The sequence below is a fragment of the Streptomyces sp. NPDC043896 genome (assembly GCF_056435605.1).
In genome coordinates, this window is sequence record NZ_JBWKEE010000023.1 from 69473 (window position 1) to 87464 (window position 17992).

Consider the following 17992-nt stretch of genomic DNA (forward strand, 5'->3'; position numbering starts at 1 on the left):
CCTGAGCAGGGGCTTACCGTACGCTCCAGGCATGAGCGAACCCGTCGGCTACGCAAGATGCAGTCGCCGGACCGGAACGAACCGCGACCGGCCCGGCCCGGCCCAGGCCCTCGCGGCAGTCGGAGCCGACGACATCCTCGTCGTCCCCGGGCTCGACCGCCCTGCGCGCCCGGTACCCGACGCCCGCGGCATCGGCGACTCCCTCACCGCCCGCCGGCAGAGCCACCTGGTCCAGCGGCACCAGTCCCGCGAGCACACCAGGGCCGGCCTCTCCGAGCTCTTCTCCGTCAGCAGCGCCACGGTCTCCCGCGTCCTTGAGCGCCACCAGGACGCAGCCACGCCGTCGACTCCCGGTGGGCAGTGACGTGCTGCCCTACGTCTATCAGGTCACCAAGTACGACCCCGCCGACCGCGACCAGCACGGCCGCTACACCGGCACCGAGGACACGACCAGCGACCACGGGCCGGTCGAAGCCGCCTACCTGCAGGCCGTCGCCGCCTTCGCCGAGGACAGCAGCATCGGCCGGCTGGCCATCCGCGAGCCGCAGCTCGGAGGCTTCGTCCACTTCGGCCTGGAGCCACCGGTCGACGGCTACGGCCTGGCCGGCCTCCTGCCTGCCGGCCCCGCCGGGTTCCACGACGGGGCACTGGTGCCGATCGGTGTCGGCCTGGAACTTGTCCGAGCGATGCTCCGCGACAACGGCGCCTGGTGCCGCCTGGAAGTCGAGGGAGAGTTCACGGTGCACGTCGGCTGGGACCAGTACCTCTACCTCGGCAGCAGCCGGCCCTGCGAAGCCGCACTGACCCGCACCCGAGCGCTCGGCCTGTTCCCGCAGCGCCTGGACGCATCGCCGTACGACTTCGCCCCCGACGACCCCGCCCACGTGCAGCGCCCGGCCGACGCCGACTTCTGGGCCCGCCTCGGCTGGACTGTCAGCGCCCACCGCGCCACGTTCCTGGAGGAGACCTTCGCCTTCGGCGCCTCCCGGTGGCACCGCCTGAGCCGCCACAACATCGAGACCGTGCGCTCCCAGCTCACCCCACGCGCACAGTTGGCCGTCTGGCCGGACCTGCTCACCGACGTCGACGCGGCCGTGGCCGCCCTGCCCGACGAAGGCCTGGTGGAGATCATCTGGGAGAAGGAGGACGGGCAGATCACCAGCATGGTCGCGGACGAGACCCAGTTCGAGGACGTGACCTCCCAGCTTGCCGGCGCGAGGGCTGCCGGCGTCGTATCCATGTACGCCGGTGAAGATCTCCCGCTGTTCACCGCTGTGCTGCCCGACAGCGACGGGGTACTCCGCGCACGCTGGCAGACCGAGCCGACACCCAGCGACCGGGACTGGGCCTTCCTGAAGACCCTGCGCCGCGGCCACATCGTCACCGGAACGGTGACGGCCATCGCCGACTTCGGCGTCACCTTCGTGGACATCGGCGGCTTCACCGCGATGATCAACATTCCGGAACTGTCCTGGCGTCCGGTCGACCACCCGTCCGACGTCGTCAGCGTCGGCCAGGAGATCACAGCTGAGGTTCTGGACGTCGACATGGTCCGGGAGCGAGTGCCTCTGTCGCTTCGAGCAGTGCGGGAAGACCCATGGCCGCAGGCAGCCAAGAGGATCGGCCAGGTGGTCACGGGGCCGGTCACCAGGATCGTGCCGTTCGGTGTCTTCGTCCGCGTCGAAGACCGGGAGGACGGCCTTGAGGGGCTCGTTCACACCGACGAGCTGGATCGATCGCCGCAGAACGTCATGGAGGTCGGCGACGCTCTCACCGTGAAGATCACGGACGTCGATCTCGTACGGCGCCGCATCGTCCTGTCACAGAGGCAGGCCGACCGGTGACCACTGCGGTACGCCGGATCGCTGCCGAGAGCTACCCGTCACCTCGTGGCAGCTTCGGGAGTACAGGGCCGCCTACCCTGGTCCCGATGACCCGCAGATCCCACATCCCGCCCGCGCCCCTCCCCCAGCAGGCCGGTATCGACCCGGTCCGGATGCGCCTGCCCCCCGACCACGACGGCAGGTGGCCGACGCTCGGCGCCTACCTGACCGAGCGGTACGCCGGTACGCGCGGCTCCGAGTCCATGGCCCGGCTGCTCGCCGGGGGCCGGGTACTGGGCGAGGGCGGGCGGGTGCTGCGGCACGAGGACCCGTACGAGCCCGGCGGCTGGCTCTGGTTCCACCGGGACATGCCGCCCGAGCCGCCCGTGCCCTTCCCGATCGGCGTGGTCCACCGCGACCGGCACCTCCTGGTGGTGGACAAGCCGCACTTCCTGGCGACCACCCCGCGCGGCAGCCACGTCACCGAGACCGCCCTGGCCCGGCTGCGCCGGGAGCTGGACCTGCCCGCGCTGAGCCCGGCGCACCGCCTGGACCGGATGACGGCGGGGCTGGTGATGTTCAGCATCCGGCCCGAGGACCGCGGCGCGTACCAGCTGCTGTTCCAGGAGCGGCGGGTCCGCAAGGAGTACGAGGCCCTCGCGCCCCACGACCCTTCGGTGGAGCTGCCCCGGCTGGTCCGCAGCCACATCGAGAAGACCCGCGGGGTGATGGCGGCGGTCGAGGTGCCGGGCGCCGAGCCGAACGCCGAGAGCCTGGTCGAGCTGACCGGCGTACGGGACGGGCTGGGCCGCTACCGGCTGACCCCGCACACCGGGCGCACCCATCAGCTGCGGGTGCACATGAACTCCCTGGGCCTGCCCATCCTGGGCGATCCCGTCTACCCGGTGGTGGCCGGGGCGGCGGATCCCGCGGACTACCGGCGCCCGCTCCAGCTGCTGGCGCGGACCCTGGCCTTCACCGACCCGGTCACCGGCACCCGGCACCGGCTGGAGACCGGGCTCACGCTCCAGGCGTGGGAGGACCGGGCGGGCTGGGAGGCGGGCCCGGCGGCGTGAGCCCCGCGATCCGCAGGGCGGCGTCGGCGGCGGCCGCCGCGAAGGCGGCGACCGGCCGCTCGGGAGCGGAGCGGCGGACCAGCATGACGCCCTCGATCAGGCCGAAGACCAGGTCGTTGCGCAGCGCCAGCCCGGCGCCGCCCCCGCCCCCGTCCCCGTCCGCGGCGAGTTCGGCTCCGGCGGGGGTGGCGGCCAGCAACGCCCGGTAGCCGTCGCGCAGTTCCTCCCGCATCTGCCGGAACGGCGCGAACCGCGGCCCGCGCAGCTCGGGGAGCAGGTAGAGGGCGCCCAGGTCGTACGGGCCCCCGCACAGCAGCAGCACGTCCGAGCGGCACAGCTCCCACAGCCTGAGGGCGGCGGGCCGGCCGGTGTCGGCGAGCAGCCGGCGGGAGAGCGCCAGCGAGGGCGCGACCGTGGACTCCAGGAGTTCGGCGAGGAGTTCCTCCTTGCCGCCGAAGTAGTGGTACATCGTGGCCTGGCGCATTCCGGCCCGTTCGGCCACGGCCCGGGTGGTGGTCGCCGCGTACCCCCGGACCGTGAACAGTTCGGCCGCCGCGCAGAGGAGTTCCTCGCGCGGCGGCCGTCCGCTGTCCGGTCTGCGCTGGTCGGCGCGCGGCCGGCCGACCCGTCTCGGACCTTCGCCCGTTCCCCCGCTCATGCGTCGATCGTCGCACAGGACACGAACGAACGATCATGGCAAGAGATGAGATCCGGCCATCAGGGGCTTCGGACGAAGCCCCAAAGCGCCTAGCCGACCGAGCTGTAGGCCACTACACCCCGCAGCAGGGCGTCGACGGCCTTGCGGGCGTTCCGCGCGACCGTGCTCCCGCCCGCCGAGGAGGGCGGGGCCGTGGACGCGGGCGCGGCCTGCGCGATCTGCCCGAGGACGTCGATGACCTGCTTGCACCAGCGCACGAAGTCGCCGGCCGGCATGTCCGCCTCGCGCAGCACCTCGTCCAGGCTCTTGTCGGAGGCCCACTGGTAGGCCGCCCACGCGAAGCCGAGGTCCGGCTCGCGCTGGCCCACGCCCTCCGCCTGGTTGATGCGGTGCTCCTCCTCCAGCGCGTCGAGCCGGCCCCAGATGCGGACCATCTCGCCGAGCGCCGCCTTCGCCGCGCCGCCGGGCACCTTGGGCGGGGCCGCGTCGTCGGACTGGCGCGCCTCGAAGACCAACGCCGAGACACAGGCGGCCAGTTCGGCGGGGTTCAGCCCCTCCCAGACGCCCTCGCGCAGACACTCGGAGGCCAGCAGGTCCAGCTCGCCGTAGAGCCGGGCCAGCCGCTTGCCGTGCACGGTGACCTCGTCCTCGCGCAGGTAGTCCAGCTCGGTCAGCAGCGCGTGGATCCGGTCGAAGGTGCGGGCGATGGTGTTCGTCCGGCCCTCGATGCGCCGCTCCAGCTGCTGGGTGTCCCGCTTGAGCCGGTGGTAGCGCTCCGCCCAGCGGGCGTGGTCCTCGCGCTCGTCGCAGCCGTGGCAGGGGTGCGCCCGCAGCTCTGCGCGCAGCCGGGCGATCTCGCGGTCGTCGGCCGCGGTGGCCCGGCCCGGCCGGTGCCGCTGCGGGGTGTGGTGGCCGGCCTTGTTCCGCAGCGCCGTCGCCAGGTCCCTGCGGGACTGCGGGGAGCGGGCGTTGAACGTCTTGGGGATCCGCATCCGGTCGATGGCCTCGACCGGGACGGGGAAGTCGATCGCGGCGAGCCGCTTGACCTGCCGCTCGGCGGTGAGCACCAGCGGGCGCGGGCCCTCGTGGTACTCGTACCCCCGGTGCCCGTTGGAGCGTCCGCCCGGCACGCCCGGGTCCAGGACCAGGGCGAGGCCGGCGAACTTGCCCGTCGGCACGTGGATGACGTCGCCCGGCTTGAGCCGCTCCAGCGAACTGGCGGCCTGCGCCCGGCGCTGCGCCGCGCCCTGCTTGGCGAGGTCGTTCTCGCGGTCCTTGAGGTCGCGGCGCAGCCGCGCGTACTCCTCGAAGTCGCCGAGGTGGCAGGTCATGCCCTCCCGGTAGCCCTCCAGGCCCTCCTCGTTGCGCTGGACCTGGCGGGAGATCCCGACGACCGAGCGGTCGGCCTGGAACTGCGCGAAGGAGGTCTCCAGCAGCTCGCGGGAGCGGTGCCGCCCGAACTGGGAGACCAGGTTGACGGCCATGTTGTACGAGGGCTTGAAGCTGGAGCGCAGCGGGTAGGTGCGGGTGCCGGCGAGCCCGGCGAGCTGCACCGGGTCCATGCCGCGCTGCCACAGGACCACCGCGTGGCCCTCGACGTCGATGCCGCGCCGCCCGGCCCGGCCGGTGAGCTGGGTGTACTCGCCGGGGGTGATGTCGGCGTGCTGCTCACCGTTCCACTTGACGAGCTTCTCCAGGATGACCGTGCGCGCGGGCATGTTGATGCCGAGCGCGAGGGTCTCGGTGGCGAAGACGGCCTTGACGAGGCCGCGTACGAACAGCTCCTCCACGACCTCCTTGAAGGTGGGCAGCATGCCCGCGTGGTGCGCGGCGATGCCCCGCTCCAGGCCTTCGAGCCACTCGTAGTAGCCGAGGACGTGGAGGTCCTCGGCTGGGATGGACGCGGTCCGCTCCTCGACGATCTCACGGACCTTCAGGCGCGCGCTGTCGTCGTTGAGCCGCAGGCCCGCGTACAGGCACTGCTGGACGGCGGCCTCGCAGCCGGCCCTGCTGAAGATGAAGTTGATGGCGGGCAGCAGGTTGTCGTTGTCGAGGCGGGAGATGACCTCGGGGCGGCCCGGGGTCCAGATCCGGCCGCGGGAGCGCCGCTCGCGCTCGCGGTCGGCCTCGCGGACCATCTTGCCGCGCCGCCGGTCCTTGGGGCTGTAGCCGCGGCTGTTCTCCTCGCGGGCCATGCGCAGCAGGTCGGGGTTGACCTCGCGGCGGGCGGAACCGCGGCCTCCGTGGTCGGACTCCTCCTCGAAGAGGTCGTAGATCCGCCGGCCGGCCATGACGTGCTGCCACAGCGGTACGGGCCGCTCCTCGGAGACGATGACCGCGGTGTCGCCGCGGACGGTGTCGAGCCAGTCGCCGAACTCCTCGGCGTTGGAGACGGTCGCCGAGAGCGAGACGAGGGTCACCGACTCGGGGAGGTGGATGATCACTTCCTCCCAGACGGCGCCGCGGAAGCGGTCGGAGAGGTAGTGCACCTCGTCCATCACCACGTAGCCGAGGCCGCCGAGCGCCTGGGAGCCCGCGTAGAGCATGTTGCGCAGGACCTCGGTGGTCATCACGACCACGGGCGCGTCGCCGTTGACACTGTTGTCGCCGGTCAGCAGGCCGACCTTGTCCGCGCCGTAGCGCTTGACGAGGTCGGCGTACTTCTGGTTCGACAGGGCCTTGATCGGCGTCGTGTAGAAGCACTTGCGGCCCTGCTGGAGGGCGAGGTGCACGGCGAACTCGCCCACGATGGTCTTGCCCGAGCCGGTCGGGGCGGCCACCAGGACGCCCTTGCCGGCCTCCAGTGCCTTACAGGCCTCGACCTGGTACGGGTCCAGGTCGAATGCGTACATCTCGCGGAAGGGGGCCAGGGCGGAGGCCTCTTCGGCGGCGCGGATCCGGGCAGCGGCGTACCGCTCGGCGGGTGAGAGTTCTTCGGTCATCTTGCTCTCGAGCCTACCCGCCGCCTCTGACAACAGTCGCGATCATTTATGTGAGGAGCCGCAGGGCCCCGGGAACGCACTCGGCCGTCACCGGGAGCGGGCCCAGCGGCTCCCCGTCGGCGTAGGCGGTCAGGTCCGGGGCCTCCAGGGTGACCTTGGCGGCCCGGTGGACGGTGACCTTGGGGTGGGTCAGGTGCGTCCCCTTGTAGACCTGCGGGAACACCTTGAGCAAGGTGGCGCGCCCGCAGTCGCCGACCACGGTCACGTCGAAGAGCCCGTCGTCGGGCCGGGCGCCGGCGCATATCCGCATCCCGCCGCCGTACGAGGTCCCGTTGCCGACGGCCACCAGCGTGGCCTCCGTCTCGATGACGGGCCCGTCGTCGAGGGTGATCCGGTACGGGAAGGGCTTGAAGGCGGCCAGCTCCAGGGCGATGGCCAGGTCGTACTTGAAGCGGCCCAGCGGCAGCCGGGTGCGGTTGCCGCGGTCGTTGACCCGCGAGTCGAAGCCGGAGCACAGCACGGTCCCGTACCAGCCGCCGGCCGCGCGGCCGAGGTCGATCTCCCGGATCCGGCTCTCCTTGAGGGCCTCGGCGGCCAGCCGGCCCGCCCCTGCGGGGTCGCGTACGGGCAGCCCGAGCGAGCGGGCGAAGTCGTTGCCGGTGCCGACCGCGACCACCCCGAGCGGGACCAGCGTCCCGGCCAGCGCCTGGAGGGCGAGGGAGACCATCCCGTCCCCGCCCACCGCGATCACCGCTCCGGTGCCCTCGCGGACGGCGGCGCGCAGCCGGGCGAGGGCGTCGGCGGCGTCGGCGCCGACGACGGTCCGTACGGAGAAGCCGGCCGCCCGGAGCGCGGCGGCGGCCGGCTGCGCTGCGTGCGCGCCCCGGCCGCGTCCCGCGGTGGGATTGACGAAGAGGGTGATCTCAGCGCTCACCCCCCGGAACTTACCGGAGGGTGCTCGCGGTGATCACCCCCTTGGGCACATCCCCGGGGCGGCCGGGGCGTGCCCGTCAGGTCGCGTCGTCGTAACCGTTGATCTGGCGGCGTCCGCCGTCGTCCTGGACGGGCAGGGCGGAGGCGCTGGGGGCCGCTTCCGCGGCGCCGATCGGGGCCGGGGTCAGGTCCAGGTCGGAGGCCTCGTCGTCGTCGAGTCCGGCGTCCGGGTCGTTGCGCCTGCGGCGCCGGTCGTTCAGCAGGCAGATCCCGAGGGCGAGGAAGTACAGGGCCACGATCGGGGAGGCCAGCGTCAGCATGGTGATCGGGTCGCCGGTGGGCGTCGCGAACGCCGCGAAGAGCGTGATGCCGAGGACCATGGCCCGCCACCAGCCCGCGAGGCGCCTGGCGGTGAGCACGCCGGTGAAGTTCAGCAGCACCAGCATCAGCGGCAGCTCGAAGGCGAGGCCGAAGACCACGACCATGCGCGTGACCAGGTCGAGGTAGTCGTCGACCGGGAGCAGGTTCTTGACGTGGTCGGGGGTGAAGCCGAGGAGGATCTCCGCCGTCTGCGGGAGGATCTTGTACGCGAGCACCGCGCCGGCGATGAACAGCGGCGCGCCCACGGCGACGAAGCTGAGCGCGTACTTCTTCTCGCTCTTGTGCAGGCCGGGTGCGGCGAACGCCCACAGCTGGTAGAGCCAGACCGGGGCGGAGAGCACGATGCCCGCGGACAGGCCGACCTTCAGCGCGATGGAGAAGGGCGCGGTCAGGCCGTTGGTGGTCATCTCGGCGCAGGGGGCGCCGTTGCGCTGGTGCGTGGCGCCGTTGGTGCAGCCCACGGACGACAGCATCGGCTCCAGCAGGAAGTCGATGATCGGCCGGTAGTACCAGGCCGCGACGACCGTGACCACGATGATCACCAGAACCGACTTGAGCAGCCGGTTCCTCAGCTCACGCAGGTGCTCGACGAGCGGCATCCGGCCTTCGGCGTCCTTCGCCTGCCGGTCTCGTTTCCCCTGCTTGCGGGCAGACTTGAGCAACCCACGTCCCTTGTCTCGTTGCAGTGACTGTCGTGACGGGCGACCGCCGCTCGTCAGCCCTGGGTGGTGCGGTTCGGCTCGTTGACGGGCCGGGCGCTGGTGACGTCACCGGGCGCGGCCTGGATGGTGCGCGGCGCGACGGGCTGCTGGGCGGCCTGGTCGGCGGCCGGAGCGGTCGTCGCGGTGGTGTCGGCCTCGCCGTCCTTCTTCATCGCCTTGGCCTCGCTCTTGAGGATGCGGGCCGACTTGCCGAGCGAGCGGGCCATCTCGGGGAGCTTCTTGGCGCCGAACAGCAGCACGATGACAGCGATGATCAGAAGGATCTCAAGGGGCTTCAGATTGCCGATCATGTGTGTCTTCCTTCTCACCGGAGCGGCTGGTTGTGGTGGCCTGGCGATTCCGGACAAAGATCCGGTACCGCTCTGACATGGATCGTAACCCCCGAGGGTTAACGCCCGGCAATCCCCGGGGGTCTCCACGATTGCCTGCGGCACCGACGGTACGGGTCCGGCTCCGAGGTTTCTATACGCGGAGGACCGCACGCTCGTGTCGGCACGGTTACGGGCGCGCCGCCCGCCCGGCCCGGGCGAGGTCGGCGGCGGCCCGTTCCAGGTCGCCCGAGGCCTCGGTGATCCGGCGGCTGGCCAGCGCGACCTGCCCGGACAGTCTGCGCACCTCCAGGAAGACCCGCAGGGCGAGGACGGAGAGGACGGCGAGCCCGAGGAATCCCAGGGCGATCGCGAGCATCGGCCACAGCATGCCAAGAGCCTATCGCCCGGCCTCAGACGCTGCGAAGGGTGCTCACCCCGCCGCCCGTCAGCAGCTCCACGATGCGCTCACCTGCCGGTTTGCGGACCGGCTTGGCGCATTCGGGGCAGGTGAAGGAGTAGAAGGTGGTGCGCCGGCTGCCGCCGATCGCCAGGCGCAGCGCTTCCGCCGCGAGCTCGAAGCGCGCCCGGCACTCGGGGCAGGCGGCCTTGAACGTGACCGGTGCAAGACCTGCTGATCGCGACATCGCTCCCCGCCCCCTCTAGACCTGTTCCCCGTACCCCGCGAGTGCTTCTCCAGCGGCCTTCCGCGCGCTGTCCGCCAGCTCCGGCGGCGACACGATCCGCCCGTCGCGCCCGAGGCGCAGCGCGAGCCGGCGCAGCGACGCCGGGTCGGGGCTGCGCAGCGTGATCCGCAGGCCGCCGTCGGGCAGCTCCTCGGCGCTGTCGTGGGGGTAGTACTCGGCGACCCAGCGTCCGCCGGGGCCCACCTCGACCACCACCTCCGGGTCCTCGGCGGCGGGCTGCACGAGGCCCTCGGACAGGTCGCGGGGCTCGATGGCGGGCGGCTCGGCCCGCTCGTCCAGCAGCCGGATCTCGGCGACCCGGTCGAGGCGGAAGGTGCGCCGGGCCTCCGAGAGGTGGCACCAGCCCTCCAGGTAGGTGTGCCCCACCGCGAACAGCCGGATCGGGTCGACGGTGCGCTCGGTCAGCTCGTCGCGGGCGGGCGAGTAGTAGCGCAGCCAGAGGCGGCGCCGCTCGGAGATGGCCCGGTCGACGTCGGCGAAGACCCCGCCCTCGGACTCGAAGGTCACGGAGAGCCGGGAACTGGCCCCCGCGGCCTCGCCGGCGGCGGCCTCCAGCTTGGCGGTGGCCCGCAGCAGCGCGTCCCGGTCGCTCTCGCGCAGCCCCGGCAGGGTCGCGACCGCGCGGGCGGCGACCAGCAGGGAGGTGGCCTCGTCGGCGGCGAGCCGCAGCGGCTCGGCGGTGGACTCCCCCGAGGCGTCGGCGTTGTGCCACCAGATGCGGTCGCCGTCGGTGTCGATGTCGAGCAGGTCCCCGCCGCGGAAGCTGGTCCCGCACATGGGCAGCACGTCGAGGTCCGAGATCAGCTCGTCCTCGGTGATCCCGAAGGCGCGGGCGACGTCGGCGACGTGTGCGCCGGGGCGCTCGCGCAGGTAGGTCACCAGGGACAGCATCCGGCGGGTCTGGTCGATGGCGTTGGCGGCCATGCTGCTACGTCTCCCCCTCAGGGCGTTGCTGCTGTGGTTGTTCGGGTCAGGCCGTGTCTGGTGCTGTGGCCGGAAGTGTGTGCCGGGTCGCGGTGTCCGGCTCGGTGCGCCGCGGGGCGGAGGGCCGCGGCCCGCACCGGACGTTCGTGCGTGGTCCGACGACGCGGCGGGGTGCCGTGCCGGGCACCGCTGCCCGGTGAGCCCTGCCGGTCACGGCGCTAGCCCTGGGCGACGGCGCGCAGCCGGTCCACCACGTCGGCCCGCAGGTCCGCCGGCCCGACCACGACGACGTCCGGGCCGAACTCCACGAGCCAGGCGTCCAGCCCGTGCCCGTAGGGGATCTCCAGCTCGTCCCAGCCGTCGCCGCCCTCGCGCACGGCCGTGGCCTTGGCCCGCAGCGGGTACCCGGCCCCGGCGCGCAGCCGGATCAGCGCCGAGCGCTGGGCGCCCTCGCCGGCCCAGGCCGCCACGGTCTCCCGTACGGTCACCACGTCCGGCACGTCGGCCGTGTACTTCCCGGCCCGCGAGCGGACCTTCCCGGTGATCCGGGAGAGCCGGAACACACGCTCCGCCCCGCGGTCGCGATCGTATCCGGCCAGGTACCAGTGGCCGCGCCAGCACTCCAGGGCCCACGGCTCCACCTGGCGGGGCTCGGGCCGGGCGGCGTTGGACTTGCGGTACTCGAAGACCACCGGCCGCCGGTCGCGGCAGGCCAGCATCAGGGGCTCGAAGGCCGCCTCGTGCACGGGGATCCGCGGCTCGATGGCGCTGTGCTGGCCCTCGTACGGGTCTCCGGTCTCCGGCATCCCGCCCGCGCGCAGCTTCTGCAGCGCGCCGCTGGCGGCGCCCGCGAGACGGGCCTGCTGCCAGACCTTGGCGGCCAGTCCGAGGGCGGCGGCCTCCTCGGCGTCGAGGGAGACGGGCGGCAGCCGGTTGCTGTCCCGGCGGGCCAGGTAGCCGGTCTCGCCCTCCAGGTTCTCGACGGTCTCGATCACCAGACCGAGTTCGCGCAGGTCGTCCTTGTCGCGCTCGAACATCCGGTTGAAGGACTCGTCGTTCCCTGCTTCGAGGTAGGCCTCGATGGAACCGCGCAGCTCACGCTTGCTGAGGGGACGGCGCGTCCCCAGCAGACACAGCGCCAGGTTCATCAGCCGCTCGGCCTTGGCGATCGCCATCGACGCCCTTCCCCCACTCCTCGACACACACTCGTGACCGTTGACCGTACCGCCCCCGCGGTCCCCGGCAAAAGCGAGGGCCCCCGCCTCACGGCGGGGGCCCTCGGTGATCACAGCGGGTGAGATCAGACGCCCATCAGGTCGCAGACGAAGATCAGGGTCTCGCCCGGCTTGATGGCGCCGCCGGCGCCGCGGTCGCCGTAGGCGAGGTGGGCGGGGATCGTCAGCTTGCGACGGCCGCCGACCTTCATGCCCTGGACGCCCTGGTCCCAGCCCGGGATGACCTGGCCGATGCCCAGGATGAACTGCAGCGGGGCACCGCGGTTCCAGGAGGCGTCGAACTCCTCACCGGAGGAGAAGGCCACGCCCACGTAGTGGACGGAGACCTTCTTGCCGGCCTCGGCCACCGGGCCGTCGCCCTCCCAGATGTCCTCGATGACCAGGTCGGCCGGGGCCGGACCCTCGGGGAAGTCGATCTCGGGCTTCTCGAGCTCGCGCACGGAACTGCTCCTCATACGTACGAAACGATGTACAACCGGAACAGTCTTACACTGCTCCGACGATGTCGACGACGAAGACCAGCGTGGAGTTGGCCGGGAGGTCCTCACCCTTGGCCTGGTCCTTGTACGCCTGCTCCGGCGGGATCACCAGCAGCACGCGGCTGCCGACCTTCTTGCCCACCAGGCCCTTGTCCCAGCCCTCGATGACCTGACCCTGGCCGATCTTCGTCGAGAACGGCTGGCCGGTCTTCCACGAGGTGTCGAAGAGCTTCGCCGAGTCCTTGCCCTGGTTCGGGGCCCACGCCGCACCGCTGTACTGCATGTACACGGTCTGGCCGTTCTTGACCTCCGGACCCTTGCCCTCGATCAGCACCCGGTCGACCAGCTCCTTCGGCGGGTCGTTCTTCGGGATCGTGATCGTCGCGGCCTTCTCCTCGTCGGCCTTGACCTGCGGCAGCTCCGACGGGATCGGGGCCTGGGTGCCCTCGGCCTTCTTCGGCAGCACCGAGTCCACGTCCAGGACGAAGACCAGGTTGTCCTTCGGGCCGACGCCCAGCTGCGGCGAGCCCTGCTCGCCGAAGGCGGCCGCCGGCGGGGCGACGACCAGCAGACGGCTGCCGACCTTCTTGCCCAGCACCGCGTCGCTGAACAGCGGCAGGATCTGCGGGGAGCCGGCCGGGACCACCAGCGGCTGGCCGTTCTCGTCGTAGGAGCCGCTCAGCTCCTTGCCGCTCTTCCAGACCTTGCCCGTGAACTTGGTGACCACGAGATCGTCCTTCTTGATCTCCGGCCCGGTGCCCTCCTTGACGGTGTTCACCACGAACTTGCCGCTGGGCTCACCCTTGGGAACGGTGATCTCGGCCTTCTTGCCGGCCTCACCGGCCACCGTCGGCATCGGGTCGGCCGACGCCACCGGCTTCGGCACCTCCGTCTTCGCGGCATCGGCCGACGGGGACGCCGAGGACTCCTTCTTCGAGTCGTCGCCCCCTCCGCAGGCCGCGGTGAGCATCAGAGCCGGCACGATGAGCGCGGCAGCAAGTCGGCGTCGCACAATGGTCCTCAGGGTCGCTGGAATGGTCCGTCGTAGCGGCCCACTCTACGGGCTGACCCCTCCGCGACAAGGCGATGGCGTGCGAAGACCCCGTACGCCACGGCGCACGGGGCCTCCGGCCGTACCGGGTCACATACCGGCGATGAGCTTCTCCACCCGGTCGTCCACCGACCGAAACGGGTCCTTGCACAGCACCGTGCGCTGCGCCTGGTCATTGAGCTTCAGGTGCACCCAGTCGACCGTGAAGTCCCGCCGCTGCTCCTGCGCCCGGCGGATGAAGTCGCCGCGCAGCCGCGCCCGGGTGGTCTGCGGGGGCACCGACTTGCCCTCGAAGATCTTCAGGTCGTTGCAGACCCGCGCCGCCTGCCCCTTGCGCTCCAGCAGGTAGTACAGGCCCCGGCGGCGGTGGATGTCGTGGTACGCGAGGTCTATCTGGGCGACCCGCGGGTTGGACATCGTCATGTTGTGCTTGGCCCGGTAGCGCTCGATCAGCTGGTACTTCATCACCCAGTCGATCTCGGTGCCGATCCGGTCGAGGTCCTGGGCCTCGATGGCCTCCAGGGTGCGGCCCCACAGCTCCAGGACCTGCTCCACCACGCCGGTGCGGATGCCCCGGCGCTCGGCGAAGTCCAGGGCCTTGTCGTAGTACTCCCGCTGGATCTCCAGCGCCGAGGCCTCCCGGCCGCTGGCCAGGCGCACCTTGCGCTGGCCCGTGATGTCGTGGCTGACCTCCCGGATCGCCCGGATCGGGTTCTCCAGGGTCAGGTCCCGCATCACCGTGCCCGCCTCGATCATGCGCAGCACGAGATCGGTGGCGCCCACCTTGAGCAGCATCGTCGTCTCGGACATGTTCGAGTCGCCGACGATGACGTGGAGCCGGCGGTAGCGCTCCGCGTCGGCGTGCGGCTCGTCGCGGGTGTTGATGATCGGCCGGGAGCGGGTCGTGGCGGAGCTGACGCCCTCCCAGATGTGCTCCGCCCGCTGGCTGACGCAGTAGACGGCGCCCCGGGGAGTCTGCAGCACCTTGCCCGCGCCGCAGATGAGCTGGCGCGTGACGAGGAAGGGAATCAGGATGTCCGCCAGGCGGGAGAATTCTCCGTGCCGGGCCACGAGATAGTTCTCGTGACAGCCGTACGAATTGCCCGCCGAGTCGGTGTTGTTCTTGAAGAGGTAGACGTCGCCCGCGATTCCCTCCTCGTGCAGGCGGCGTTCGGCGTCGACGAGCAGGCCTTCGAGAATGCGCTCGCCCGCCTTGTCGTGAGTGACCAGTTCGGTCAGGTTGTCGCATTCCGGTGTTGCGTATTCCGGATGCGAACCCACGTCGAGGTAGAGGCGGGCGCCGTTCCGCAGGAACACATTGCTGCTGCGGCCCCATGACACGACACGGCGGAAGAGGTAGCGCGCCACTTCGTCAGGAGACAGTCGGCGCTGTCCCCTGAACGTGCACGTGACGCCGTACTCGTTCTCCAGCCCGAAAATGCGGCGGTCCATGACTGAACATTACGCCTTCTGCCCTCTTCTGAAACCGGGTTCGAGACCGGCGTTCCGGTCAGTTTTTGATCAAGGGCTCCGGAACGGCCCCCGCCGCGCCCTCCGGCTCACCCTCGGCCGACCCCGCCACGGCCCGGCTGCGGCCCGCGCCGGCCAGCGCCCGCTGAGTCAGCATCAGCACCAGCAGCGCGGCCGCGCCGCCACCGCAGGCCACCGCGAAACCGGCCGTCACACCGCCCTGTTCCAGCGCCGGACCCGCCGCCGCCGTACCGATGGCCGCGCCCACGCCGAAGAACGTCACCAGCCACGAGAAGGCCTCCGTCACCGTGCCCGCCGGCGCGTGCCGGTCCACGACGATGAACGCGCACGCCAGCGAAGGCGCCAGGAACACACCCGCCAGCGCCGCCAGCGCCGTCATCGCCACCGGACCCACATCCAGCAGCAGCGGCAGGTAACACACGGCCAGCAGCGCCACCAGCAGCCGCAGCCGCCGCTCCGGCGCCCCCGCCCACTGCCGCGCGCCGTAGAACACGCCGCCGACGAGCGCGCCCAGACCCAGAGCCGCCATCAGCCAGCCGTACACCGCGTCACCGCCGTGCCCGTCGGCGTACGCCACCGCGGCCACCGCGATCGAACCGAGCGCCATGCCGATGAAGAAGAACGCGCCCAGCAGCGCCAGCAGCCCGCGCGAACGCAGCGCGCCCAGCCAGTGCGCCTCGCGCGGCGCCGAACGCCAGGTCTGCGACGGCTCCGAGACCACCACCGACAGCACGCCCAGCACGCCGACGCCGTTCAGCACCAGCAGCGCCACCGCCGGGGACCACAGCGACACGCACAGCGTCACCAGCAGCGGCCCGACCGTGTACATGATCTCCTGGGCCACCGCGTCCATCGCGTACGCCGCGTGCACCCGCTCCTCACGGCCGCCCAGCACCCCCGGCCACAGCGCCCGCAGCCCGCCCTCCAGCGGGGGGGTGAACAGGCCGGCGAGCACCATCGCCGCGTACGCGGCCGCCACCGAACCCGTACCGGCCACCGCCAGCCAGACCATGCCCGCCGCCGACACCAGCGCCGCCGGCAGCTGCACCCGCGGCTGCCCGTACAGGTCCACCGCCCGGCCCAGCAGCGGCTGGCCCACGGCGTTGGCCAGCCCGTAGACCGCCGCCAGCGCGCCGGCCAGGCTGTAGCTGCCCCCCTCGTCCCGGACGAAGAGGACGATCGCGATCGCCGCCGTGGCGTTCGGCATCCGGCCTATCAGCGTGCCCGCCAGCAGCCTCGCGGCGTACTTGGTCCTGAGCAGCTCCGCGTAACCCGCGGCCATGACCGCCCCCTTCTGCCCGGACCGAGCCGGGGTAATACGTATAACGAGACACGTCATACGTACCATGGCCGCAGACCCGGGGTCCACCCGGCGAACCACCCGAACCCGCCCCACCTCGCACTTCAGGAGCGCCCTGTGACGAGACCCACCAGCCGCGACGTCGCCACCGCCGCCGGAGTCTCCCAGGCCACGGTCTCCCTCGTCCTCGGCGACAAATGGCGCGGCCGCGTCTCCGAACGCACCGCCGGCCTCGTCCGCGAAGCCGCCACCGCCCTCGGCTACCGCCCCAACCTCGCCGCCCGCAACCTCCGCCTCGGCAGCACCCGCACCGCCCTCCTCGTCGTCCCCGCCCTCACCAACGAATTCTTCGCCCGCGTCTACACCGGCGCCGCCCGCGTCGCCGCCGAACACGGCTTCGGCGTCGTCCTCTACCCCTCCCCCGAGGGCACCGGCCCCGCCCGCGACCCCTTCGCCTCCGCCCGCGCCGCCCTCGACGGCGTCATCGCCTCCTCCATGGCCACCGACGCCCTCGACGCCATCGGCGGCAACGGCCTCCCCCTCGTCATGCTCGACAGCGACCCCACCGCCGGCCAGGCCGCCGCCCACGTCAACCTCGCCATCACCGACGGCATGCGCCAGGTCACCGAACACCTCCTCGGCCTCGGCCACCGCCGCTTCCTCCACCTCGCCGCCGACGTCGACTCCTGGACCTTCGACATCCGCGCCGAAGCCCTCGCAACCCTCCTGCGCCCGCACGCCGCGCTGCGCACCACCCGCGCCGCCCTCACCGTCGACGCCGCCCGCACGGCCGCGGTGGCCGCCCTGGCGGACCCCGCGGCCCGGCCCACGGCCGTCGTCTGCGACGACGACATCCTCGCCGCGGGCGTCTGCAAGGCCGCCCGGCGCCTGGGCCTGCGCGTCCCCGAGGACCTCTCCGTCACCGGCGTGGACGACCTCGCCCTCGCCACCGCCGTGGAGCCGGAGCTCACCACGGTCCGGCTGCCCGCCGAACGCGTCGGGGAACAGGGCATGACCGCCCTCCTCGCCGTCCTCGACGGCACCCCCTGGACGGCCCCCGACATCCCGGTCGAACTCACCGTCCGCGACTCCACGGGCCCCGCCCCCACGCTCTGAAACGCAGAGGGGCCCCGGCCCGGCCCCTGACGGGGACCGGACCGGGGCCCAAGCACCACACGGCCTACTCGGCGTCGTCCTCCGACACCTCGTCGTTCGACACGGCGTCCGCCTGGACGGCCGCCGGAACGTCCGCCTCCAGCAGCCGCGCCAGCTGCCGGCCCCGGATCCGCTTGAACTTGCGCTGCTGCGACCGCGTACGGTCCAGCACCGCGACCTCCAGCCGCTCCGCCGGAATGGTCTTGTCCGCGCCGTTCGCCTGGCTCGACAGCGCCTGCACCGCCAGCTTCAGCGCGTCCGGCAGGCTCATCCCGTCCTGGTGGCGCTGGTCGAGGTAGGTGCTGATCTGCTCGGCGTTGCCGCCGACCGCGACCGAGCCGTGCTCGTCCACGATCGAGCCGTCGTGCGGCAGCCGGTAGATCTGGTCCCCGGCCGCCGTCGCGCCGACCTCGGCCACCACCAGCTCCACCTCGTACGGCTTCTCACCGGCCGAGGAGAAGATGGTGCCGAGCGTCTGCGCGTACACGTTCGCCAGCCCGCGGGCCGTCACGTCGTCACGGTCGTAGGTGTAGCCGCGCAGATCGGCGTAGCGCACGCCGCCGATCCGCAGGTTCTCGTACTCGTTGTACTTGCCGGCGGCCGCGAAGCCGATCCGGTCGTAGATCTCGCTGAACTTGTGCAGCGCGCGGGAGGGGTTCTCACCGACGAACACGATGCCGTCGGCGTACTGCAGCACGACGAGGCTGCGGCCGCGGGCGATGCCCTTCCGGGCGTATTCCGCCCGGTCGGCCATGGCCTGCTGGGGTGACACATAGAACGGAGTCGACACCGGTTATCCGTCCCTTT

The 17992-nt window shown here is 72.0% G+C and carries 18 protein-coding genes; 4 read left to right on the forward strand and 14 right to left on the reverse strand.

Annotated elements, in window-relative coordinates:
• Positions 1-31 precede the first annotated feature (31 nt).
• The 3 genes from AC069X_RS28765 to AC069X_RS28775 all read left to right on the forward strand — a co-directional run bounded on the left by AC069X_RS28765 (position 32) and on the right by AC069X_RS28775 (position 2899).
• Complete coding sequence (locus tag AC069X_RS28765; protein ID WP_478732938.1) at positions 32-364, forward strand: recombinase family protein; 333 nt, start codon at positions 32-34, stop codon at positions 362-364.
• Complete coding sequence (locus tag AC069X_RS28770) at positions 354-1844, forward strand: S1 RNA-binding domain-containing protein (protein ID WP_478732939.1); 1491 nt, start codon at positions 354-356, stop codon at positions 1842-1844. The genes AC069X_RS28765 and AC069X_RS28770 overlap by 11 nt, the downstream gene beginning before the upstream one ends.
• 86 nt (positions 1845-1930) lie before the next feature.
• Positions 1931-2899: a pseudouridine synthase gene (locus AC069X_RS28775; protein ID WP_478732941.1), complete on the forward strand. Its 969-nt coding sequence runs from the start codon at positions 1931-1933 to the stop codon at positions 2897-2899.
• Here the strand turns inward: AC069X_RS28775 and AC069X_RS28780 are convergent.
• The 13 genes from AC069X_RS28780 to AC069X_RS28840 form a co-directional block, all read right to left on the reverse strand.
• Positions 2844-3557 carry a TetR/AcrR family transcriptional regulator gene (locus AC069X_RS28780; RefSeq protein WP_478732943.1) on the reverse strand — a complete coding sequence of 238 codons (714 nt, stop codon included), beginning with the start codon at positions 3555-3557 and terminating at the stop codon, positions 2844-2846. The genes AC069X_RS28775 and AC069X_RS28780 overlap by 56 nt on opposite strands.
• Positions 3558-3646: 89 nt before the next feature.
• Complete coding sequence (locus AC069X_RS28785; RefSeq protein ID WP_478732945.1) at positions 3647-6499, reverse strand: DEAD/DEAH box helicase; 2853 nt, start codon at positions 6497-6499, stop codon at positions 3647-3649.
• A 46-nt stretch (positions 6500-6545) separates the two neighbouring features.
• Positions 6546-7433, reverse strand: coding sequence for a diacylglycerol kinase (locus tag AC069X_RS28790; protein ID WP_478732947.1), 888 nt, complete (start codon positions 7431-7433; stop codon positions 6546-6548).
• A 76-nt stretch (positions 7434-7509) separates the two neighbouring features.
• Positions 7510-8475 carry a twin-arginine translocase subunit TatC gene (tatC, locus tag AC069X_RS28795; protein ID WP_478732949.1) on the reverse strand — a complete coding sequence of 322 codons (966 nt, stop codon included), beginning with the start codon at positions 8473-8475 and terminating at the stop codon, positions 7510-7512.
• A 53-nt stretch (positions 8476-8528) separates the two neighbouring features.
• Positions 8529-8825 carry a Sec-independent protein translocase subunit TatA gene (gene tatA / locus AC069X_RS28800; protein ID WP_478732951.1) on the reverse strand — a complete coding sequence of 99 codons (297 nt, stop codon included), beginning with the start codon at positions 8823-8825 and terminating at the stop codon, positions 8529-8531.
• A gap of 208 nt (positions 8826-9033) precedes the next feature.
• Positions 9034-9234 carry a hypothetical protein gene (locus AC069X_RS28805; protein WP_478732953.1) on the reverse strand — a complete coding sequence of 67 codons (201 nt, stop codon included), beginning with the start codon at positions 9232-9234 and terminating at the stop codon, positions 9034-9036.
• A 22-nt stretch (positions 9235-9256) separates the two neighbouring features.
• A complete protein-coding gene (locus AC069X_RS28810; protein WP_478732955.1) occupies positions 9257-9490 on the reverse strand; it encodes a hypothetical protein in 234 nt (77 codons plus the stop codon).
• 15 nt (positions 9491-9505) lie between these two features.
• Complete coding sequence (locus tag AC069X_RS28815) at positions 9506-10474, reverse strand: helix-turn-helix transcriptional regulator (RefSeq protein ID WP_478732957.1); 969 nt, start codon at positions 10472-10474, stop codon at positions 9506-9508.
• Between the two features lie 218 nt (positions 10475-10692).
• Complete coding sequence (locus AC069X_RS28820) at positions 10693-11649, reverse strand: helix-turn-helix transcriptional regulator (RefSeq protein WP_478732959.1); 957 nt, start codon at positions 11647-11649, stop codon at positions 10693-10695.
• A gap of 125 nt (positions 11650-11774) precedes the next feature.
• Positions 11775-12149 carry an FKBP-type peptidyl-prolyl cis-trans isomerase gene (locus AC069X_RS28825; protein ID WP_478732961.1) on the reverse strand — a complete coding sequence of 125 codons (375 nt, stop codon included), beginning with the start codon at positions 12147-12149 and terminating at the stop codon, positions 11775-11777.
• A gap of 46 nt (positions 12150-12195) precedes the next feature.
• Positions 12196-13200, reverse strand: coding sequence for an FKBP-type peptidyl-prolyl cis-trans isomerase (locus AC069X_RS28830; protein WP_478732963.1), 1005 nt, complete (start codon positions 13198-13200; stop codon positions 12196-12198).
• A 129-nt stretch (positions 13201-13329) separates the two neighbouring features.
• Entirely contained in the window at positions 13330-14691 is a 1362-nt protein-coding gene (gene pafA / locus AC069X_RS28835; RefSeq protein ID WP_478732964.1) for a Pup--protein ligase, read from the reverse strand.
• Between the two features lie 58 nt (positions 14692-14749).
• A complete protein-coding gene (locus tag AC069X_RS28840; RefSeq protein ID WP_478732966.1) occupies positions 14750-16012 on the reverse strand; it encodes an MFS transporter in 1263 nt (420 codons plus the stop codon).
• Positions 16013-16147: 135 nt separating this feature from the next.
• Between AC069X_RS28840 and AC069X_RS28845 the strand changes: the two genes are divergently transcribed.
• Positions 16148-17146, forward strand: coding sequence for a LacI family DNA-binding transcriptional regulator (locus AC069X_RS28845; protein WP_478732968.1), 999 nt, complete (start codon positions 16148-16150; stop codon positions 17144-17146).
• Between the two features lie 64 nt (positions 17147-17210).
• On the opposite strand, the gene prcA is transcribed toward AC069X_RS28845, so the two are convergent.
• Complete coding sequence (gene prcA / locus AC069X_RS28850; protein WP_478732970.1) at positions 17211-17975, reverse strand: proteasome subunit alpha; 765 nt, start codon at positions 17973-17975, stop codon at positions 17211-17213.
• Positions 17976-17992: the final 17 nt, after the last annotated feature.